Below are 20,976 nucleotides of genomic sequence, written 5' to 3' on the forward strand. Positions count from 1 at the left end.
TTCATACAGAACGCCTCGTATCGTCACTTGCTCATTTCTTCTGCGACTTTCTTCACCTCATCAATTGATAAGGCAACACATTTGGCCACAAGCTCGACAGACATTCCTTCTTCAAGCATATTTCGGGCTACAGATTTTCTTTCTTGTTCTCTTCCTTTTTCTATTCCTTGGTCTATCCCTTTTTCTATCCCTTTCTTCTCTCCTTTTTCTTCCCCTTCTTTTCGAAAAATAACTTCCAATTCTGCCCAAGATAACGGTAGGTTTTCCTTGTCAATATAAACCATTTGTTTTCCCTCCTTTGTTTGCAAAATTTCATCTTCCATAGGGTGCTTATCTATAATAAAATCTTTGCTAAATCCAAACTATAATTCCATTCTCAAGTTACATAGAAAATGAATCTATAGTTTTTCGACATGAGCTTCCATTATTGAAGCAATTTCGTCAAAGGTGTATTTATGATTAACTACATCAACTGTGAAGTCCTGTTCTTCTTCAATACCCATTGTCCAACGAAAATGGTTTATTTTCAAAAAGACAATTAATGATGCAAGGGCTGTTCGCTTATTCGCATTATGAAAAGCGTGATTCTTAGCTATTGACTCAAAAAGTGCCGCAGCTTTTTCTTGAATTGTTGGATAAGCATCACTACCGAACACGGATTGTTTTGGACGATTAATAGCTGAATCAAGTAGGTTTGGGTCTTTTACACCTAATGGTTCACCTGGGGAATATAGACGAATTTGTACTGTATTAATAGCTATTACTTGGTTTGTTGTAAGATAGATGACTTCATCCATTATCTGTTCACTAATCCTTTAAACGCTTTGTCATGCTCATTGATGACATCATTTAAAATATCCATGAATTCTGCATCAACGCCTTCAGGAAGGGTTACCTGCTCTTTTTTTCTCAAAACAATTTTTCCATCCTTCAATTCAACTTGGACATTATCTCCTTGTGCTAAGCCAACTTGTTTGAGTAATTCAGTAGGAAGGGTAATTCCAAAACTATTTCCAATCTTCGTAACTTTTCTTTCGAATTGTTCCAAAAGATCACATCCTTTTTACAATGTTATAACGATTATAACACATGGAAGTGAGTACGAAAAAATCTGTTAGAATTGAAATAACACACATAAAGTAACGGGTAGTAAATGCTTAATAAGGCATTTGTTTCTTTTGTTATTGCTGCATAGGGGTTGAAATGTACTATTGAATAAGATGGGAATAAGCATGGGGACGATTTAGGCGCTTCCGTTAGAGTACGAATGGAAAAGCACAACTCTCGCCTTCGAAGTGCTCCTTGGTGCTTTAGGCCTAAGACAGGCATAAGAACAAACCCTAGCGCAGTACCCTTTCCCTACAGAAGGCTTATCTTTATCTTATGGCCTCAGGCCTCGTATCGTCACTTGCTCATTTCTTCCGCTATTTTCTTCACCTCATCCATTGATAAGGCAACACATTTGGCCACAAGCTCGACAGACATTCCTTCTTCAAGCATATTTCGGGCTACAGATTTTCTTTCTTGTTCTCTTCCTTTTTCTATTCCTTGGTCTATCCCTTTTTTTATCCCTTTTTCTATCCCTTTCTTCTCTCCTTTTTCTTCCCCTTCTTTTCGAAAAATAACTTCCAATTCCGCCCAAGACAACGGTAGGTTTTCCTTGTCAATATAAACCATTTGCTTTCCCTCCTTTGTTTGCAAATTTTCGTCTCTTAGTTTTTTTGATAGTTCTACCGGAATTTGTAGTAAATAATCAATGAAGTATAGTAATGAAGCGATATACATGCGCTGTTCGTTGGAAGGATAGTGTGACTTTTGTAAAATCATTTTGAAAAGCTTGTATTTAAATCGATACCGCTTCTCATCGTTATTTCTTGTTTGATTCGCATATTGCGCAGCCAATATCGCAATGGCAAAGGGATTAGCTGACTCCATTAATTCACTTTCTTTGAAATCAGTAAACTTGAACATATTGTATGTATACGTAAGTGATGTTCCGTGAAACGAGTAGTGGTAAGTGTCTGGCCTATAGCTGTTTGAAGTGTCTGTTATTAATGCTATCGTTACAATGTCTTTGTTGAACTTATCATAGATCCGGTAATAATAACGAAACATTCGTTTAGCAAAATCAGGATCCGCGTTGCCCTGTACTTCAATATGAACAAGGATCCATTTCTCCTTTCCATCCTTTAAGTACACTTTCACAATTTGGTCTGCAATGCTCTTTCCTCTCCTATCGTCAATCACTTCGCGAAAAAGCTCCTGTTGTAAAAACTCAGGTTTTACAGAGAAATCAATTTCCTCTGATAGAAAGAAAAGCGTAGGACGCCTTGCTTACCCCCGACAAGCTTAAATGAAATATCTATGTGGCGCTCTTTGTCACAAAGATATTTCATTTAAGACCTCGAGGGGGTAGGCGTCCGGAGCTAGACATCTCTGGAATAAAAAACAGGATAAATTCTTCAAATAATTCGTGAATCATCTTCTTCCATAGACCATCATAATCTGTGCCACCATACTCAGCGGGCTTCTCCAACACGATATTTATTGCCATTATTTTATCACACCCTTTATCTTTTGTTAAACCCATTATACATCAAATAGAACATTTGTTCTAGCACAAACATAAAAAAAGAGCCACTTAATACTTAAAGGGCTCGGTTCGGAGAAAATTGTAATTACTAATAGGATAGTCAAAACATTATTTAACAGATTAACCATCAAGCATGTTAACAGGCCAAATTCTAAGGTCTGCTTTCTTCTTATTTTTCGCCAAAATCCTTACCATTTTGTGATACAATTAAATGAAAATGTGAAGTTTCGATCGTGAACTAACTATCAGGTTATTAAAAAATATTATAGTACGTTTATGTAGTCGAGGAGGGTAAGAAAATGTTAGTCGTTATTGGAATAGTAGTAGGGGTTGTTATTTCACTAATAGGCTCAATTATTATAAGTTTAATACCGTATGTACCATTTGCTCCAGTATTTTTAACTAGTGTCATTCCCTCGGTTTTGATTTTTGTAATCCAAACTTATCAGATTAAGACAGATATAACAAAATTTAAATCTTGGCTAAATGGTTTCATTTCTCTATTCGTAATTAGCTTACTCGCTTTTGCAATAAAGAATTATTTTGAAGCAAAGGCTATTGCAAATAACCCAGGAAGTGGCCTTAACTGGGAGTCAATTATCATTTTTAACATTTTATACTCATTGGGTGCAGCTATGTTAATTTCACCAATTAGTTATTTTGCAATAAAATGGATTTCCCGATTTAAAAAGCAAACTATATAAATCGTTTTTTATTCACGATAGAGGTCCGACCCTCAAGCGTGTTATTCCAATATAACTTAATCATGAAGAGGATCTCCATTCTCAAAGTATATGCCTATCTCATCAACAATATCAGATGAAATAAGAGTATGAGCTGCACCTGTATCAATAACAAGCTTCGATTTTTGTAACTATCATATTTTATAACACCTAGATTGACGTGTCGTTAGTACAATAATTTTTTAAATATCGCTAAATGTGTGACCTTCATTCTCTAATACGACTTTTGCCTTTTCAATTGAATGGCTTTTAATAAGCAGATAATCCGTATTAAAGGTTGAAATAGCAAAGATGCTTATCTTATTTTCTGCTAATGGATTAGCTAAAGAAGCTAATATACCTGTTAATCCAAAGTCTAAAATCCCCTCTACTTTTATACAATTCCAGTCATTTTCAACTTCTTTAAACTCCCCATGAGTCGGTAAACATTCTGAAGGACATACAATAGAAAGTTCTTCATTTGTACGAGTAATAGAAAATACATCACAATTAGTTACCCAAGATGGCATTGTTTCTATGGGTGAAAGTTTAATAACGGAAAAGGTTGAATCTAAAATTTTTAATTTCATCTTTGCACCACTCCTTTTAGAGTTATTTTATCATTTTTTCTTTCCAACTCTTCTTTCACAAAATGCCCGTTAGTTGAATAAGTCTGTTCTGTTTCCCTCTATATATTTTAACATAAAATCCCAAAAAACCTTTTATAAACAGGAACAACTCACTATTAGCATCACAAATGACATTTAACCTTAATTTCTAGCTGTACATAAATCTATGTACCTTTGTTAAAAAAGGTTGCTATTTGTAATGTGAATTGAGGTGTTAACAACTAATAAACGTTGTTATATCAATAAAAATAGGAGTACGTACCGCTATGCGATTTGTATTCCTATTTAATGTGTTATTTAATATTGTATTTCCTAGAACTGAACCCGCTAGATTAAAATCTTATTCTTAAAGCTTTCTATTCAATTCAAAATCAAGCGTTTATCCAAACTGAATACTAATAACCTAATTTCACTAAAAGGTCGCCCCGTCTAAATGTGGAAGATAATCGACGTAGTTCAACTTTTTCATAGCCCTCGACATACAGCTCATTTAACGCCTTTATCAGTCTTTGATTGGCAAGCTTATAAAAGTCCTCTTTATGTTGATCCAAAATCTGTTTGGCCGAAGAAAAATTTTTATGTGTCAACTGAGCCAAGTTAATATTCATTTTTTTTAACAATTCTTCCCCCATTAACATTGCAAGAAAATAATTACTATAGGAAATGTGAGGGTAGTTGCTTAATAGTGATGTTTTCTTCCTTTGACTGTCACAGTAACGGAAGATCAACACCGCAATAACTAACTGCGCTGCATTAACATCTTTGAAGATGTCAAAATAAAACTTACCAAACAGTTCATTTTTCCTAAACTTTGTCAGGTGGGGTTTATGCTTCCAGATGGAAAAAATTGCTTCTGCAGCAACACTTGAGGGAATTGCTTCTACAGAACTACTTATCCCTTCTCTTTTCCTCTTATAAGAATAACCTAGCTCATTAATAGCAATTTCCAAATCCCTTTGAATTTTCTCATTTGCTCTTAGGTCCCTCAAGTCAACTGGATTTTGACTGTTTGTCGCAATTGTTATATCGTATTGTAATTCTTCATGGCTTTCTCCCGACAACTCATATAACCTCAATAGCACGTATGCTTCGGAGAAATCCAAATCAGAATGTTTGTTAACTGTTTCCTGAATGGTTTTGCATGTCTGACCACCATTAATGATTTGTATATCTTTAACTCTTACTTGCCAATTTTCTGCACTTAATGCGTTATGGCTAAATTGATCTGAAACCATTGTTATCCCATTATTAAAAAAGTAAAAGTTACTTCTTTTCTCTCCTGTTAAAGTCTCACTTATACTCTCATTAATTCTTGTTTTTCTTAATCCAAGATATTTCCGGATGTTTTTTTCTAGTAAATCATCCCCGTGCCTATCCATTAACGCTGCAACGTCTGTAACTCTTACCTTTCCGATTAATACTCGTTTAAAATTAAACTCTTCGACAATACTTTTGCCAACCATGGTAATTGTATCATTTATTTCTTTTTTACTCTTTAGATGCTCCACAATGTCATCGTGATTATAATGTTCGAATACCACCTGATTTTCTGGAATACCAGCGTTTTTTATATGATGTTCCCCCTCGTCATTCCAGGACAAGCCATTATTAACCATGATACATTTTACATTTGGAATATATCCGTCTGAAATTAAAGAGAGTATTTCTTCAACCTTTGGCTGTAACAGTTCGTTTAACTTAACCTCATTGGATGGGTCAAATATTGTGTTAACCGTGTTTAAAACTCTTATTAATGAATTGGATGGGAAGTTTGAATCTGACTCGAGGTCAAATTTATATTTTCCTTGAAATATTGTGACAGGAAACTCATAATCGATTGGGTCTCCAACAAATAGTGCATCTATGCCAGCATCGTTACCACCTTCTGTTAAAAAAGTGATTGCCTCTGATAAGTCAACTCTCAAGTAGGATGCAGTTGCTAGCAATACAAATGCCTTAGCTTGCTTTCTCTTCTCATCTTTTTCACTAACAAACCAATCTTCGTTATCGGATATTATTTTTCTAATTCTTTGGTCCACGATTTGCTTATTTATATCCACTAGAACACCACCCTAATACTAATAGAGTTAGATCAGGACTAATCGTCCACCTAACAAACTCTCCCGCAAAAAACAAATACTGCATAACTACAGCTTCTCCTTCAATTATATACTATCTACCACCATTTTGAAAAACAGAGGAGACAATCATTAACCTTATAGCTTTGAGCAGGGTTTTTTGCCCTATAGAGGACTAACTTACGACTCGGGAGGGCTAGGTACTTTTTCTTACCAAGTTAGAAAGACTGTCAACCTAAACTAGCGAAGAGTAATGCCAACTACTGCTTCACAGTCACTTTCATCCGAATGCCTGTGTCGCTTGCTTTTCCTGCTGTGCTTTGCCAGCCTGGGTGAATTAGTAACAAATACTCAGCCCCGGCGACTAGGTCTTCTTTCGGCGTGACACTTATTTGATTAAATCTATCCTTGGTGATCGTAATTGGGACATTTTTCCTACCTAATTGAATGAGCTCGATCTTGTCATCGGTAAAGGTGGATGCGTTTACCGATGTGGATGCTTGTATGTGAAATACTTTATCTGGTGCAACATCTTCCATTGTCGTAAGCTCTTTGTAGTTCGCGTACTTCTTTTCAAACCAGGCAAGATGTGCGTCGGCTAAAGGTGTCTCGGTCCAGACGTCGGGTGAGATACCGACATTGTTGATCATGCGATTGGTTGGCGTGTAAAATCTAGCTGTTGTCAGCTTCATATAATCACCACTAGGAAATTGAAACAGGGATTGCATGACACCTTTTCCGTACGTTGTCTCCCCGTAAAGCGTTGCTAGATTGTAATCTTGTAATGCTCCAGCGGTAATCTCAGATGCACTCGCACTATACTCATTGACGAGTAAGTCTATTTTTTCAGAGAACTGTGTCTCCTGCTTGATCGATGCTAGTTTTTGCCGCGAATCTCTCGTTTCCTCAACGAGCGTGATCTCTGCACCAGGAAACATCCCGACAACCTTTTGCGCAACATCTAAATAGCCACCGCCATTGTTGCGCAAATCTACTATCCAATGCTCAACATCACGATAAGTTGTTTTTGCGTCTACCATTTGTTCAATAGTAGATTGGTTGAAACTATTAATCGCCATATAGCCAACATTTCCAGCGAGCTTGTCAGCAAATACGGTCGGAAACGAAATCTTTTTTCTCGTTAATGTTTTGGTAAACGTACTATCCGTTTCCGGGCGATAAAAGGTGATCGATACCGTTGTTCCCTCTGGTCCAGTGATTTTGGCAATCGTTTGTTCCAAAGTTAAGTCAGATATTACTTCTCCACCAACGGAAACGATTTGGTCATTTGGCTCGACGCCACCTTCATCTGCTGCACTATTAGGAAAAACTTGCGTAATAACAGCTTGCTCATTCACCGCCTGGACGGCAACACCTATACCAACATAGGAATTATTGAGGCCATCACTGAATTGTTGAAACTCTTCTGCTGTAAAGTAAACCGAATAGTCATCAAGCTGTGCAACAATCTCATCAATTGTCGGTTGATTAAGTACCTCTTCCCCAACTGGGTCGACATAATAACGATCAACTAGTGTACGAACATCATCAATCGCCGCCCCACTCGCCTGCAGTGGCATACTTAATAGAATAATAAATGATAGGAATGCGACCAAATTGGTCATGCTTTTTTTGAAATACAAGATCAGAATCCTCCTAGTTTTGGTTAATAGTAAAATTGTAGAGTGAAAGACAGGAGAGGTCAATAGAATCGTGAGGAGAGAATTAGATTGAGGTGTATCTCATAGGTAGAATTATTGCTTATTTGTCTTCAGACAGGGTCAGACACCAGGCCACTGCGTAAACCTTGTTAAATAAGTTAATCAATAAATCAAACTGACCAAGGCTTTTCCTTTTACCTGCGGATTATCCTCTAGCGCTTCTCGCAACATCGAAAGCTTGTCTTGTGTTTTTTCTTGCTCCTGTTGTAAATACTCTTCCCTGGTCTTTACGCCCTGATCACGGCGTTTCTCTCGCTGATATTCAGTGTTTCTACGTTTTTTTTCTCCTGGTCCGATGATCGTTTGTAATAACTTTTGTTCTTCTTCAGTCACATCTAACCAATTGATTAATTTCTTGTTGCTGATATTGTACCCTGCACCTGGATATCCTTTTTCAATCGCAATACGGTTTGCTTCTTCATTATTTCGTGCTTTCCACGCCTTCTCGGCACTTCTCGTGGCCCTTTCTACTTCTTTAAGGGTTAAAGGTACTGTGAACTGTAAATTCAACGTCATGGTCTGATTAAGAGCTTCTGTCGGGTCGTTGGTATAACAACATAACCAATAGCGATACAAAAAACATATCAACTCTCGTTCTCCAGTAACCTCAAAATCTCGTAATTCCACTAATTTTACTAAATCAAGTAATCTAGCATAATGCAACTTATAGGTGGTAAACAGTTGTGCAACTTTATTTTTTCGCCCCGTACGTTTCTTTTTGGGCGGGTTTATTTCGTCATTTAGTTCTGGAAGGTAATCACTTTGAATCTGACGTAACTCATAACGATAATCGTGACGATACTCTGCGTACACTTCAGCACCGTTTTTTGAGTTCGTAGATCCTGCAATACGAAACACCCTCGCAGCGTCTGCTGCCTTCGGATCCCCACCAAGGTCCTGCAACTTAGCTAACAAATAATTTTGGACAGCTTGCCATAAAGGCAACGCTTTATATGGTAACGGTTCTAATAACCATATAAGAACAATCCCTTGTCCAGAAAAGATGATTAAATTCGGTTCTGGTATTGATTCACCATAAAATTCGTGCTCTAACTTTCCCATAACCCAAGACGGGTCGTAATTGAACAAATAAAAGTCTAAATCTACATATAGGGAGCGTAGCTGGCGAATGTTTTCTATGCCACGCTTTGGTCGAAAGAATGTATTCTGACTAAAGAAAACATCCTCTCCTAGCCACCTAGTGAGTTGCTGAGCTAGTTCTTCCGGTTTGTAATGATATTGCCTAAAGTGACCTTGCTCGGTCTTCTTTGCAATGGTGATAAAACCGTCAGCTCCATTGTGGTGAAACCAGGCATGATACTGAGCTTGTTTTGCAGCATTCCTAATTTCCATAATTTTTTCTCCTTCCCTAGTGGAAAGGAATCTACACCTGTGGTATATTTGAAACAGAAAATTTAAAAAAGGATACAAAGATACCTTTAATAAAGGGTTATACTTTTTGATGTGTATTCCTTTCCTGCTCGAGAAACTCCCAATGGCCGCCAAACCTAGGGGAGTTTTTCTCATTTCTAGACAAATTTTTTCCTTTCTCTTATTCTATCACCGAAAATCCGACGTTTCTATTAAAATATTAAAAAAACTATCTTTTAAAGAATGATGTTTATATTACCCTTATAGAGAGGATTGGCAATTTTCTTTATCATCCCTAATATGCTTATAAAATTAAACCTTCACATCTAGTTTATTTTTTACTGCTATTAATAATATCACAATATTGGTATTTAAATTGCTATGATTTACGGTTATAACACTATTAATTTTGGTAGTTTATGATTTGAAGTTTATTGAGAATCCCCCCATCCATCGAACCGTGTTTGCTGTACCTTTGAGAAAATTTCCCATAATAAGGCAACTAAATAATCGGCTTTATCCTGGTCACTTTTTTCTGCATCTATGGCTGTATCAACAATTGCCGTTTCCCAACGGCGAATATCCTCCATTAAATACCACTGCAGCTGATGTAGCTCCTCTCTTGCCGTTACTTGTTTTTCTTTTGGGGCATAACTCATATCTACTGGATCCTTTTTCAAAAGTTTAACCACCCATCCACCATAACGTTTACTGACATAAAGGTTATGGTATTTATATGGATAAGGCTTAGGCAAAACGTTTCGTTTCACATGTCTTAAACCACATGAAGGGAAGATATTGGGGTTGAAGTAAAAAAATAAAAGCCATAGACCGTCAATGATCTATGGCTTTTATTTGTAATTTAAAATAACTGTTATCATTATTTGCCTTTAAAGCGCATATTTATTTATTAACAGGACAAAGTTAGAAAATAAGGTTGGTGATCATAGTGAAAAAAAAGAATTTTATTCTAATATTCTTTTTAAGTATAACTATTGCAGTAATTTCATTTTTTAGCGTTTCATTAATGGCTAATCAAAAAAAATCTTCAGATGAACCTCTTGTAATAAATAATAAAGAGGTATCGTCTAAATATTTTAATGATTTAAACGAAAGAACCGCAGACTTAGGAGAAAGCATTATTAAAAAGCTAGATGGGACTAAATTTCAGCTTAATACTATTTTATTACGTGCTGAAAAGTATCCAACTCAAGTAATCTACATAAAATCTATTAAAAATACAACGTTAAAAGAAAAACAAAATATAAAAAATACAATTCATAATATAATTCAGTCGAAAAATTTCAGTGAAAAAGAAAAATTTGAAATAGTATTTAGAGAAAATAAAAGTTAATTAATCTCTTATTCTAACAGTAACCGTTTCATTAAATCCATTTACATCAAATCCTATAACAAACTCTGCTTTGTTATTATCACCATCTACATATGAATTTAAGTCCGTTAATACAACACAATCTTGACCGCTAGAATCCGGATATATATAACCATAAGCTACGAAGTCCCTTCCACTTGGATCTTGTTCTTCAACGATAAAATTACCATTATTACTTGGACTCATATCAAACACACAAATTTCTAAGTTTCCACCACCAGAACTAACTTGAATTTCTTCATATGAATCTGTTGTGAGATAAAGTCCACCTTCATATAACAAATCCCATTCTCCTGCACCATATTGAATTCCACCACTAGCAAATACTGATGATGGAATTGCCACAGTGATTAGTGTAAAAACAGTTAAAATAATAAATATTTTTTTCATTTCTCTATCTCCTTTTTATGTATTTATTTTACATATTCTATATTTTTATAAAAAACCTTCCATAATTGGAAGGTTTTTTGTCAACGGTACCGGACCGAAGGGAGGATAAGGAGTTGACAAACCCTCCATACCAAGACGCTAGGAACGACGAAAGGAGTGATAAGGGGCGTACTTCCCCCGTTCATCTTCTCGATATAGAAGGTCACCAGGAATATCATTTAAAGCAAATTCTTATAATGACTTCCTCCATCATGGCTTTCCCGTATAAATTATATTGTGCCGGTTGTTCTTTGGCCTTTCGTTTCCAACTTCCTACAGATTCTTGCAGTCGTTTAACATGATCCTTTTGAAGATCCAACTCCTTTTGCTGTTTTTTGTTTTTCTCCTCCAATAAACGAAGGTGTTGTTCTAAAAGGCGATTTCGTTCCTCTAAATCATGTATCTTTTGTTGAAAATACTTCTTTTCCATTTCTATGTTAACTGACATTTCCATTCTCTCTTTATCGTAAATAACGTTCACCTAAATCCCAACGGTCTTTCCCGTGGCCAATTTCACTGTGTACCTGGTCAATCACTTCTTTTAATTGCATATATACAGACTGGTCTTGAGTAGTAAGTATTCCATAATCTGCATCTCTACCCACGTCTCGATTATTCATGATACGGTCCATCATAGCTTTCCCTTCTGCATAAATCCCTTTTTCCTTCAGCAACTCTTGAAGTCTTCTCCGACAATAACTATGCCGGAAACCATGGGTACCACGACCATTCTGGTTGATTCCAGCTTTTTTACATACCACATATACCCCTTTTCGAACCGTAGCTTCTTTCACTGAAACCAAACGTTCTTCAGGTCCCTTTCCTCCAACCATGCGAAGAATATCTTTTTCAAAATACAAAGGGACAGGTGTTTTTCGAAAACGACCTCCTTTGGTAATTCCGTTTCCATCCTCTATATCTAATCGAATAGAATGTCCATCCAATTTAAAATGGTTTCACCTGAACATTAGTCGCTTCCCGAACACGGAGTCCTAAATGATAACAAAGCGAAATAGCCTCTCTTACCCCTTTCGATACTAACGAAGCGATCAATTCAAATTCCTCTAGTGCATAACTTCTATCCTCTGGTTTCTTTAATTCCTCCCACATGATGACGCGCTTTTTGGGAACGAATTGAACTGGATCAAGTCCAAGCTGGTTACTTCGGATATTCATCCCTTCTTGAAGGTGCCGTAAAGACGTTTCAATGTTCTGCAGGTGGCCTCCACTACGCCCCTTATCTTTCTTATCATCGAGATATTGCAGGTAATGTTCTTCGGTCAGCGCATAAATACTTCTAACCTGATATTCTTGTCGAACCCATTTCACAAAGTTTTGAGCAGCCGACAAGGTCTCTTTTACTTGCTTAATTGAATGAATTTCTTTTCTCCCCTGAAGTCGTGCTTCTCGTTTACTTTCACCAATTTTATTTACGGCTGTAATGGCTACCTTTACCTCATGAACCATACTGCTTCTCCCTTTTCGTCCCACTTTTATCACATCCTTTCAAAGAAAATCGTTTATCATTTGGTGTATGATCTTTCTATCAATCTAAAAACAAAACTCTTGGGCTATAGCGTTCTTTAACCAACCCTGTCATAAGGTGTGGTATTTAAAGAAAGATCTTTTGTCTATCCAATTATCAAAGGACAACTATTTAACCTCATCATTGAGTCCGCTCTTTTTTATAGAGGGGAGCTATTAACCCTCTGTCTTTTCATCCATTTCATTTATGCTCCCGTGTCTTCCATTCGGTCGAGCTGATAGCGTCTCTCATTGACATCTATCTGTTCCCTTTTCTCCTTACCTTCTTCCTTGGCTTGGAGGTTCAATCGATCTTCCTTCCATTGATCGAGTCTTTTCTTCTAAAGTTTTATACTCCATCGTCCTTCCATCGATTAGAGTCGGATGATCTTAAATCCATTGATCAAACCATTCTTTACCGTTATCTCCTGTGCCTTATTCCCTTGCAGAAGAGCTGACTACACTGACTTTCCTTCGTGTAGTCGTTACTTATCCAGCGAAATACTCCGAATCCAAGGCCGGCACCTGGAATCTGAGGGAGGAACTTTTATAAACCGCCCCATCCTTGGCGATCGAACCTTTACGGCGTCCTGCAATCCGGCTACCTATTTTGTGTTGAATAATGAACGTCGTAGCAACCCGCCCATTGCAATACTCCTTAGGACGATATAGCGTCCAAGTAATTGTTCTCTATACCTCTCATCTATGTAAAAAAGTCCATACCTAAAGATGATTCATTACACATTCCTCTACGGTATACCGCATTTCATGTAATTCCTCTCCAGGCATGGACTTTTGATTTTTCTATTCAGCTTCTAACAGTGTAATAAAGTTTAACATCTTATCTGTCACACAAAAAAGCCCTTATTGGACATGTGGACAGACTTCCTCCTAGAAATCTACACCACCCACCAATAGGGCTTATCTCTTCAAAATCAGGCTCCATAGAGCAAATAAAAAACTTTATGCTCTAATTCTATCAAATTATTCAATAAATGGATATACCTGATTCCGCAAAAAAGCCCTATAGGCACACCTCTCCCAAAAGGAATGATTGACCCATAGGGCATTACTCTCATACATGAAAATCCCTTGAAAATAAGGAATTTCTTTTGAATGTTTACTATATAGCATTAACCGACAGACTTTAACGTCTTTTTTAGACACACTGGTAGTGTCTATTTGTTGAGTCCCAAAGACCCCACTGTTTAATAACTACACCGCTGCAGAGCGCTTGCTCCGCGCAAAAAATAAACAAAATTAAATAAATATATAACTTTAATATAAGACAATGTTTCTGGAATTTCAAGAAATATCTCGTTTACAAATGTTCTGTTTTACTTAAACCTTTTAAAAAAACAAAAAATGAAGGGTATAGAAGGGACTATCTCTAATAACGGAATTTAAGGGGGATATTTTACCTCTACCCTCTTCAATGGTTGCTTTGTGATTAAAAACCTGAACAAATTTTTTATGGCATAAAGTAAAGATTTGTTATGATTAAACACATATATAACATAAAGAGGTATAATATCCTCTATTACCACCTGGGTCATGTTAGGCGAAAGGAATGTTACAAATGGATTTTGTTACCTTGCACCAATGCTTTAAGGAAGAATCAGTTGATGACCCTATTATTATAGAGTTTTTACACAACTGGCTACCTAAAAAAGTAAAGTATTTAGCGAATGAAGTTGCTGTAGAAATGAATACAAAATTAAGAAATGATGATTTTGAAGCAATCACAGGAAAATTAATCATTTTAATAGTCGAGAAGATAGAAGAAGTAGAACCAGGAGTTCCCTTTCGGTCGTGGATCTGCCAATCTACAAAGTGGGTAACCAAAAACTTCATCCGTAAAAAGAAAGCTATTCTCATAGATACATCGGAAAATAACAATTCCATATCTAATTTTTGTACAGAAGAAGAACTAGATGATTTTATGAATGAAGAACATAGTTTAGATAGCACAATGTTAATTCAATTTGCTTTAGAAGACTTCAATATGACTATTGATCAACTTAGTGATAAAACAAGAATTAATATACAAACTTTAAAGAAAATTATTAATGGTAAAATGATGCCCTGGAAATTAACAATAGAAGAAGTAGCTCAAATTCTCCATACGTTAAATATATCTATCGATGAATTTATTAAAGGCTTGAAAAATAAAACAATTATTATTAATTCTAAGGACGTAAATATAGATGGAATCCAATTACCTAGAGCAAAGAATATGAATAAAAGAGAACAAAAAAAAGCTATGATTGATATGGAAAAGCAAATTATGGTTCAAGACGAAGCAGAAGAAAGAGATGAGTTTATTCAAACTCTCAAAAATTTTGTTAATCGATAAATTTCTAGACGTACCCATAAAGCTTGATTACTGACCTGAAATTTAGTCTGAATATCATTTAGAGGTACTCCCTTTTTAATATGTTCCGTTAATAACTGTTGTGGTAAAAGTAATGAACCAGCAAATTCATCTGCTTCAGGTTCAACAAATGATTTACCAGTTTCAGGATCCTCAAACTCCCAAGGTTTGATATGGTGGTTTAATACAAAGTGGCCAAGTTCGTGAGCAAGCGAAAATCTACGTCTAAAAGGGTTTGTCTGAAAACGATTGACTGTAATTCTCATTTTATTAGCATCCAATTTAGCATCAATATCTAACTCTGTAGAAACTTCTCTTATCGTAAGACCTAACTTTGCTATTAAATCTTCAACTGGAATAGGCGGTTGATAATTATATTTTTCAATTAACTCCTTCGTTATGCGGCGAACATAAGCTGTACGCATTGAGTTTCACTCCTTCTATAAGATTATTGTCAAATTAATTTAGCCACCTTGTTATACAGGTGGCTAAATTTTTTAAAATAAATTTTCAAAAAACAAAAGATATCATATTGGTCAACACATATAAACTATAGGAAACATCATTTAAGACCCTGTTTTAAAATTTAGAGAAGGGAAGTGTTTAGATATGTTATTCCGTTACAAAGTCCCTTAAGAAATAACCAGCTTTTCAGTCACGTCATAGCAAGTCCTATAATAAATTGCCAAGGAGCGATGTTACATGCCAAATATTAAACTACAAGATGTTATGATTTTTGTTAATGGAACTTCTCGTTACAACAAAAATGCCTTTGATACAGTTTTAATCAAAACACTCTTACACTCGGACGAGCCTATCACGGAAGAGTACTATGTACCAAGTGGTGTCACAGCAAACCCCGACATTTTTAAAATATTGGAGTTACAAGGATTAGAAATTACTCCTTTTAAAGCAAGTACTCTTCTTAAAGGTACAGAGGATATCCAAGAACAAGCGTTAAACGGAAATCCTTCAGAAACACTAAGTGATGCAGCGAAATTACTTTTACTATCATTAATGGAAAAGTCTCAACTAGTTCCCGTTGCTGGCTCAAAAAATACCTACGAATTAACATACGAATATAAAATATTTCCACAACAAGGAAATGCAAACAGTTATGAATTTGAGATTCGTGTCCCATTTGATGGATTAGGTATCCATCCACAAGGTGGACGGGTAGAGGTTACTGTTGTTTTACCAAGAATGGCTGAATTGGATGGTAACCTAACAAAGGGAGTAGACGAACAAGGTGCAGAAATAAACGAGGTCCCATACCCAACGCCTAATGTGAACCGCCAATTGTAACTTTTGCCTATCAAAAAGACCCTTTGTTTACCATCCGATACAATCATAAACAACCACTACAGAATTAAATAATTAAAGGAAAAATCCCAAATGGTTGGTCGCCCTGGGATTTTTCCTTATTTTATCATACTTTTTTCTTATGCTTAAAAAGAAAAGGAGTTTTAAATGTTAAAAACATTTGTTGACGCTTTCCCTGTCCGAATGGAGCACGTATTCGGACTTATGTGACCCAATTTATTTTAGAGAGAGCAATAAGAGTCCCCCATTTTTTTATTCTCCACATTTCATGGAATAAGCCTTCATTTGTCCATATGTGGTACCTGACACCAAGAAACCTAGCTTAATTTGGTATATTAACTAATTTTTTCAATTCTTCCATTGGTATTTCCGTATATTTTGCTACAAACTCAAAAGACATTCCATCTTCTAGCAATTTTTTCGCAACAATCCTCTTTCCTTCTTTTTTGCCTTCTAATTTACCCTCAGCTTTACCTTCCTCTCTCCCCTCAGCCTTCACTATTCTCTCAAACTCGCCCCAAGAAATTGGCATACTATCGCGATTAATATAAACCATTTCTTTTCCCTCCTTTATTTCGATTAATTGTTCTCTCAGCTTTTTTGTTAGTTCTAGTGGAATTTGTAGTAAGTAGTCAATGAAGTAGATTAATACCGAAATATACATGCGATTATATTCGTGAGGATATTTTCTTTTCTGTGACAGTATTTTCATCAATTTGATCTTAAATTGATAGCGTTTCTCCACGTCATCTTTTGTTTCATGAACGTATTTCGCTGCTAGTATCGCCATTGCAAATGGGTTATCCGAATTAAGTAGCTCGTCTTCGCTGTAGTCACTAATTTTAAACAAATTATATTGATACGTTAACGACGTCCCATGCAGCGCATAGTGATATTCACCCTTTGTTAGAACATTGGAATTGTTCGTTAATACCGCCATTGCCACAACATCGACATTGAACTTATCATAAATATGGTAGAAATATCGAAACATTCTTTTCGAGAAATTCTCTCTTGGACTTCCCTCAATTTCAATGTGAATAATCAGCCATTTTTCTTCGCCAGTCTTAGAATATACCTTAACAATTTGGTCTGCGATTTGTTTCCCTTTCTTTTCCTGAATAATCTCCTTAAACAATTCTTGTTCAAGAAACTCAGGCCGCTTGGAAAAATCAAGTTCTTCTGCTAAATCTGGGATGAAAAACAAAATGAACTCCTCAAATAATTCTTGAATAATCTTTTTCCACAAGCCATCATGATCAATTACACGATAATCATTTGGTCGTTCTAATACGATATTTGTTAGCATTATTTTACCACAACCTTTACTTTTTGATAACATGATTATATCACAATCAAGAACAAATGTTCTATATTAATTTTTCCTTTCTTGGTGTTTGGCGGTAGATTAAAAAATATAACAAACAACGTCTTTTATCTCGTTGGTTCAATTAACGATTGATGAAGGTATGGAAACTAGATTCGTTTTAAACTAGAGGAAAAGGTGAGAGATATGCGCTTCAAAATTCGGTCAATTACGGTCTAGACTTATCATATTTAACTCACTTTTTGGGTACCTGTACCCATTTGTGGTGCCTGACACCAAACCGATTAGACAATTGTTAGAAAAAGTAAAAGAAATGATAATCCGGGGTGTCACTGTGACCAAACCTTAAAGAAAAGCCTCGCAGAGTTTTCTCTCCACAAGGCTTCTTATAAATTAATAAACTATTTAATTTCTTCTGTCTTTATCACACAGACAAATATCTCATTTTGTCCTTTTTGGGTACCAGGTACCATAGCTCAAATGCTTAATTTCTCTGACTAAATCACCTAATCCTAATTCAATATCTTCCATCCTTGATTTTTGTCGCCAATGCCTTTTCGTTGGAAAGTTGATAATATATTTAGGGTTCAGCATCGATTCAGTTGAAACAGTAAAAACTTTACCAGCTTGTATTTCTTGTAAACGGCATACTTTTAGGTATTCTTTAAAATTATCCGGGTATGCTTGTTTAAACTGTAAAGCAATACCTTTTCCCATTATTCCAACACAATTAACCGTATTCACTAACGCTTCCACCCGCGCTTCTAAAAGGTTACCATTCCTCACTTTAATCAACTACTGCACCTCCTTTAAAAATACCAACGATCCAATATTTTGACACTAGTATCTAAGCCATTATCCCAAAATAAAATGGTACATAGTCATGTAAATTACCAAATGGTGGTACAGGAATTAGAGTAGCTGATCTTCGAGTTTGAATTTCATTTTGAGCAATATCCTTGTAATGAAGTCCGTGTACTTTCATTAGATTATTAGAATAGAGTCCTTTATTCTTAAGAATTGATTCAAAATTACTAATATGGGTAAAGTGGTATAGATAGCGATTAAGATAAGTCATAAATTTATCCTTCAGTTTAAAATATACGAACATATATTCCTGCTTAATTATGCCACATTATTATTACATTGTAAATAAAGTTCACTATAAGAGCGTGTTCAAAAAGCCCTATAATTTTATAAAAAAGAAAAATGCACCTCAGCTAAATATGGTAAAATGGAAGTGGCTAAACAACCAAAAATACCAATTTGCGAGGTGCATTTTCATGGAATTTCAATTGGAACTAATTCCTTTCCACTATTATAACACACTCGGGTTTGATGTTGAACTGATAGATTACATAGATCATGTAGACGATTCCACTGTATTAGAGAAAAGCAAACCACTTTATAAGGACGGCGGTCGTCCTCCTGTGGATCCGAGGGTATACTTTCGGATGCATTATTTGTATTTTACTTGCCCAGAAGTTACGTCTTTTCGAGAATTATGCAGACAGCTCGTAGACCGGAGTCCAAAAGAGTTACAGCGGGCAAAGAAGTGATTAAATCCGTTCATGCGTATATCAAAGAGGGAAAAGATTTTTCCATCGAGACAACTCTTGCCGGGAAAAACGCCATCAGGCAAATACAAAAAGCGAAAAAGATGGGCTATGAAGTAACCATGTTCTACGTTGCACTCAGTAATGTCAACCAAAATATCGAACGGGCTGCGCTGCGAGTTAAAAATGGTGGTCATCACATCCCAACAGAAGATATCATTAGAAGAAACAAAACTTCTTTTCAACACCTTTATGACTATGCAGCTATCATTGATAATTTAGTTGATAACAGCGAAGATGATGGTGATAGGGTACTCGAAATAAATAATGGTATTGTTACTTATGAATCAAGTAACCTCCCTGATTGGACACTACCAGTATGGGAACAATTCAAAAAGAAATAAATAACCAATACCATAATAAAAACCGATTTTTTAAGATAATCGGTTTTTTTACTGTTAATTGAACAACTGTCCGATGAGATACACATAGTTTATTTAGAGTAGTGATTGGTTTAATCGCTACTGATACAAAAACACCCTGTAGCGCATGTGCTGCCACTCGCAAAAAAATAGAAATCATCCTCTGGTGATCTCTATTTAAGCTGTTTGGTTATAGCGCACTAAAAATATGGTTCCCCGTTATTGCGAAAGCTCATTTTAAAAAGAATGTCGTCAAAAGTGACAGATGAAAACTCATTATTGTATTCTTTGAATAGTAATTTAAGTCTACTAATGCGTTGTTTATGATCCTTTTTTGGTAAAACAAGCTTAAGAAATGCTATTAAGGTAAATAATCTTCCATTACTTATATGGCTCTGTGGAATACCTAATATATTACCGATTAGAAACCCATTTATTTAATATTCTAATCAAGTGTCCACTTCTAAAAGACAAAACACCATTTTGTCTTTTTTAGGTACCTGGTACCGACTCTTAAGATATAAACGTAATCAAAAGAGGAAATATTAGAATAGTTAAGCCGTTTCTTTGAATTCATGGTGTGTGGTATTATGTTTATATAAGTTATTTTATACGGCGGTGATAGTATGGGGAAAGTTCAATCTTCAGAGGAGCTTATGAAGTATATCAATGAAATGAATAGTGATAACTCAGTTGTCCAGTTTTCTATTCCTGGTAAGGGTAAGTTTACTCTTGTTTTACAAGAAGAGGATGAACAGTCAATAAAATCAGATGTTGAGAAGAATCCTCAACTTGAACGTATGTTTAAAGAAAGTGAAGAACAATACAAAAAAGGACTAGGAATTTCAACCGCAGACCTCTTAAAATCATTTTCAGAGAAGGATTTCATGTAATGTCTCGTAATATTACATGGACACCAATTGTAAGGGAAAAGCTTATTGAATTTAGGAGTGAAAGATTTACGCCGGTAGAAACACTCGATTTTATTTCCCAAGTCGTATTAGAAACAGAGGATGTTTTGAAAAATCCTGTGATCGGGAAGAATTATACTGAGGAATTTGGAAAATATAAAGGAATATCTCGAATTGTAGTAAGGAAGTTTCAATTTTATTTTAAACAAGACGACAATGATGTAATTGTTATTGCGGTATTGTTTCCAGGTGAAAATAAATATTAGAGGTTGTTCAAAAAGCACCCAAACAACAAAAAATTCAGCCCAGCAATGTCCACCTGAATTTCCATAAATGGAAATTAAAGTAAATTTATTTTGATGTAGTGTAATTAACTGAATATTCGCTAATATTATGCCAAAAAAAGGGCATACTTCCCCCTTAGACATAAATAGCTTTTTTAAAAATTAACTATCAGATTTGGATGGAAACTAGACAGTTAACTCTTGGTCACAGTGACGCCCCGAAAGAGTTGCGAGTTCAAAGAATAATAAGAAGGATGGAAATTTTATTATAGAGCTGTTTAACTGAAACCTTGAAAACAATGTTTATCATTAATTTAGT

26 protein-coding genes are annotated in these 20,976 nt (G+C 35.6%); 8 read left to right on the forward strand and 18 right to left on the reverse strand.

The features are described 5' to 3' along the window. Nucleotides 1-23: 23 nt before the first annotated feature. From NC799_RS06960 to NC799_RS06980, 5 genes are all read right to left on the reverse strand, one after another. Nucleotides 24-284 carry a hypothetical protein gene (locus tag NC799_RS06960; protein ID WP_272445669.1) on the reverse strand — a complete coding sequence of 87 codons (261 nt, stop codon included), beginning with the start codon at nucleotides 282-284 and terminating at the stop codon, nucleotides 24-26. A 114-nt stretch (nucleotides 285-398) separates the two neighbouring features. Then, nucleotides 399-797 (reverse strand): type II toxin-antitoxin system death-on-curing family toxin, encoded by a 399-nt coding sequence (locus NC799_RS06965; RefSeq protein WP_272445671.1) that lies wholly within the window; start codon nucleotides 795-797, stop codon nucleotides 399-401. After that, nucleotides 797-1,048 (reverse strand): AbrB/MazE/SpoVT family DNA-binding domain-containing protein, encoded by a 252-nt coding sequence (locus NC799_RS06970; RefSeq protein ID WP_272445672.1) that lies wholly within the window; start codon nucleotides 1,046-1,048, stop codon nucleotides 797-799. Before NC799_RS06970 ends, NC799_RS06965 begins: the two co-directional genes overlap by 1 nt. 356 nt (nucleotides 1,049-1,404) lie before the next feature. Next, nucleotides 1,405-2,247 (reverse strand): Rpn family recombination-promoting nuclease/putative transposase, encoded by an 843-nt coding sequence (locus tag NC799_RS06975; protein ID WP_272445673.1) that lies wholly within the window; start codon nucleotides 2,245-2,247, stop codon nucleotides 1,405-1,407. A gap of 145 nt (nucleotides 2,248-2,392) precedes the next feature. After that, entirely contained in the window at nucleotides 2,393-2,554 is a 162-nt protein-coding gene (locus NC799_RS06980) for a hypothetical protein (protein WP_272445674.1), read from the reverse strand. A 338-nt stretch (nucleotides 2,555-2,892) separates the two neighbouring features. On the opposite strand from NC799_RS06980, the gene NC799_RS06985 reads away from it, so the two are divergent. After that, nucleotides 2,893-3,297 carry a hypothetical protein gene (locus tag NC799_RS06985; RefSeq protein ID WP_272445675.1) on the forward strand — a complete coding sequence of 135 codons (405 nt, stop codon included), beginning with the start codon at nucleotides 2,893-2,895 and terminating at the stop codon, nucleotides 3,295-3,297. A gap of 221 nt (nucleotides 3,298-3,518) precedes the next feature. Here the strand turns inward: NC799_RS06985 and NC799_RS06990 are convergent, their stop codons facing one another. The 5 genes from NC799_RS06990 to NC799_RS07010 all read right to left on the reverse strand — a co-directional run bounded on the left by NC799_RS06990 (nucleotide 3,519) and on the right by NC799_RS07010 (nucleotide 9,794). Beyond that, nucleotides 3,519-3,905 (reverse strand): ACT domain-containing protein, encoded by a 387-nt coding sequence (locus tag NC799_RS06990; RefSeq protein ID WP_272445676.1) that lies wholly within the window; start codon nucleotides 3,903-3,905, stop codon nucleotides 3,519-3,521. A gap of 434 nt (nucleotides 3,906-4,339) precedes the next feature. Beyond that, nucleotides 4,340-6,004, reverse strand: coding sequence for an AIPR family protein (locus NC799_RS06995; protein WP_272445677.1), 1,665 nt, complete (start codon nucleotides 6,002-6,004; stop codon nucleotides 4,340-4,342). A gap of 278 nt (nucleotides 6,005-6,282) precedes the next feature. Next, a complete protein-coding gene (locus NC799_RS07000; RefSeq protein ID WP_272445678.1) occupies nucleotides 6,283-7,665 on the reverse strand; it encodes a S41 family peptidase in 1,383 nt (460 codons plus the stop codon). Between the two features lie 180 nt (nucleotides 7,666-7,845). Continuing rightward, nucleotides 7,846-9,096, reverse strand: a complete 1,251-nt coding sequence (locus NC799_RS07005) for a replication protein (protein ID WP_272445679.1) — start codon at nucleotides 9,094-9,096, stop codon at nucleotides 7,846-7,848. Between the two features lie 449 nt (nucleotides 9,097-9,545). Beyond that, complete coding sequence (locus NC799_RS07010) at nucleotides 9,546-9,794, reverse strand: hypothetical protein (RefSeq protein ID WP_272445680.1); 249 nt, start codon at nucleotides 9,792-9,794, stop codon at nucleotides 9,546-9,548. Nucleotides 9,795-10,063: 269 nt separating this feature from the next. On the opposite strand from NC799_RS07010, the gene NC799_RS07015 reads away from it, so the two are divergent. Further along, entirely contained in the window at nucleotides 10,064-10,468 is a 405-nt protein-coding gene (locus NC799_RS07015) for a hypothetical protein (protein WP_272445681.1), read from the forward strand. On the opposite strand, the gene NC799_RS07020 is transcribed toward NC799_RS07015, so the two are convergent. The 4 genes from NC799_RS07020 to NC799_RS07035 form a co-directional block, all read right to left on the reverse strand. Further along, a complete protein-coding gene (locus NC799_RS07020) occupies nucleotides 10,469-10,897 on the reverse strand; it encodes a hypothetical protein (RefSeq protein WP_272445683.1) in 429 nt (142 codons plus the stop codon). Nucleotides 10,898-11,111: 214 nt separating this feature from the next. Then, nucleotides 11,112-11,384: a 26S proteasome regulatory subunit family protein gene (locus NC799_RS07025; RefSeq protein ID WP_272445684.1), complete on the reverse strand. Its 273-nt coding sequence runs from the start codon at nucleotides 11,382-11,384 to the stop codon at nucleotides 11,112-11,114. A 13-nt stretch (nucleotides 11,385-11,397) separates the two neighbouring features. After that, on the reverse strand, nucleotides 11,398-11,880 hold the full coding sequence (locus NC799_RS07030) for a site-specific integrase (protein ID WP_272445685.1): 483 nt from the start codon (nucleotides 11,878-11,880) through the stop codon (nucleotides 11,398-11,400). 1 nt (nucleotide 11,881) lies between these two features. Further along, nucleotides 11,882-12,403, reverse strand: coding sequence for a hypothetical protein (locus tag NC799_RS07035; RefSeq protein WP_272445686.1), 522 nt, complete (start codon nucleotides 12,401-12,403; stop codon nucleotides 11,882-11,884). Between the two features lie 1,636 nt (nucleotides 12,404-14,039). Between NC799_RS07035 and NC799_RS07040 the strand changes: the two genes are divergently transcribed. Continuing rightward, complete coding sequence (locus NC799_RS07040; RefSeq protein ID WP_272445687.1) at nucleotides 14,040-14,816, forward strand: helix-turn-helix domain-containing protein; 777 nt, start codon at nucleotides 14,040-14,042, stop codon at nucleotides 14,814-14,816. Here NC799_RS07040 and NC799_RS07045 read toward each other — a convergent pair. After that, nucleotides 14,786-15,259 (reverse strand): ImmA/IrrE family metallo-endopeptidase, encoded by a 474-nt coding sequence (locus tag NC799_RS07045; RefSeq protein WP_272445688.1) that lies wholly within the window; start codon nucleotides 15,257-15,259, stop codon nucleotides 14,786-14,788. The two genes, NC799_RS07040 and NC799_RS07045, sit on opposite strands and share 31 nt — an antisense overlap. Nucleotides 15,260-15,536: 277 nt before the next feature. Here NC799_RS07045 and NC799_RS07050 point away from each other — a divergent pair, with 277 nt between their 5' ends. Further along, nucleotides 15,537-16,139, forward strand: a complete 603-nt coding sequence (locus tag NC799_RS07050; protein ID WP_272445689.1) for a hypothetical protein — start codon at nucleotides 15,537-15,539, stop codon at nucleotides 16,137-16,139. A gap of 340 nt (nucleotides 16,140-16,479) precedes the next feature. On the opposite strand, the gene NC799_RS07055 is transcribed toward NC799_RS07050, so the two are convergent. The 3 genes from NC799_RS07055 to NC799_RS07065 all read right to left on the reverse strand — a co-directional run bounded on the left by NC799_RS07055 (nucleotide 16,480) and on the right by NC799_RS07065 (nucleotide 18,562). After that, the gene (locus NC799_RS07055; RefSeq protein WP_272445690.1) at nucleotides 16,480-17,466 is read right to left on the reverse strand and encodes an RpnC/YadD family protein; all 987 of its coding nucleotides are present in this window, start codon (nucleotides 17,464-17,466) and stop codon (nucleotides 16,480-16,482) included. Nucleotides 17,467-17,925: 459 nt separating this feature from the next. Continuing rightward, nucleotides 17,926-18,270 carry a macro domain-containing protein gene (locus tag NC799_RS07060; RefSeq protein ID WP_272445868.1) on the reverse strand — a complete coding sequence of 115 codons (345 nt, stop codon included), beginning with the start codon at nucleotides 18,268-18,270 and terminating at the stop codon, nucleotides 17,926-17,928. Nucleotides 18,271-18,331: 61 nt separating this feature from the next. Next, nucleotides 18,332-18,562 carry a DarT ssDNA thymidine ADP-ribosyltransferase family protein gene (locus NC799_RS07065; protein ID WP_272445691.1) on the reverse strand — a complete coding sequence of 77 codons (231 nt, stop codon included), beginning with the start codon at nucleotides 18,560-18,562 and terminating at the stop codon, nucleotides 18,332-18,334. A gap of 205 nt (nucleotides 18,563-18,767) precedes the next feature. On the opposite strand from NC799_RS07065, the gene NC799_RS07070 reads away from it, so the two are divergent. The 4 genes from NC799_RS07070 (at nucleotide 18,768) to NC799_RS07085 (ending at nucleotide 20,639) form a co-directional block, all read left to right on the forward strand. Beyond that, nucleotides 18,768-19,043 carry a transposase gene (locus NC799_RS07070; protein WP_272445692.1) on the forward strand — a complete coding sequence of 92 codons (276 nt, stop codon included), beginning with the start codon at nucleotides 18,768-18,770 and terminating at the stop codon, nucleotides 19,041-19,043. Then, on the forward strand, nucleotides 19,040-19,444 hold the full coding sequence (locus NC799_RS07075) for a zeta toxin family protein (protein ID WP_272445693.1): 405 nt from the start codon (nucleotides 19,040-19,042) through the stop codon (nucleotides 19,442-19,444). Before NC799_RS07070 ends, NC799_RS07075 begins: the two co-directional genes overlap by 4 nt. A gap of 644 nt (nucleotides 19,445-20,088) precedes the next feature. Then, complete coding sequence (locus NC799_RS07080; RefSeq protein ID WP_272445694.1) at nucleotides 20,089-20,355, forward strand: hypothetical protein; 267 nt, start codon at nucleotides 20,089-20,091, stop codon at nucleotides 20,353-20,355. Next, on the forward strand, nucleotides 20,355-20,639 hold the full coding sequence (locus NC799_RS07085) for a hypothetical protein (protein ID WP_272445695.1): 285 nt from the start codon (nucleotides 20,355-20,357) through the stop codon (nucleotides 20,637-20,639). Before NC799_RS07080 ends, NC799_RS07085 begins: the two co-directional genes overlap by 1 nt. Nucleotides 20,640-20,976: the final 337 nt, after the last annotated feature.

The sequence above is a fragment of the Aquibacillus salsiterrae genome, assembly GCF_028416595.1.
GTDB lineage: Bacteria > Bacillota > Bacilli > Bacillales > Amphibacillaceae > Aquibacillus_A > Aquibacillus_A salsiterrae.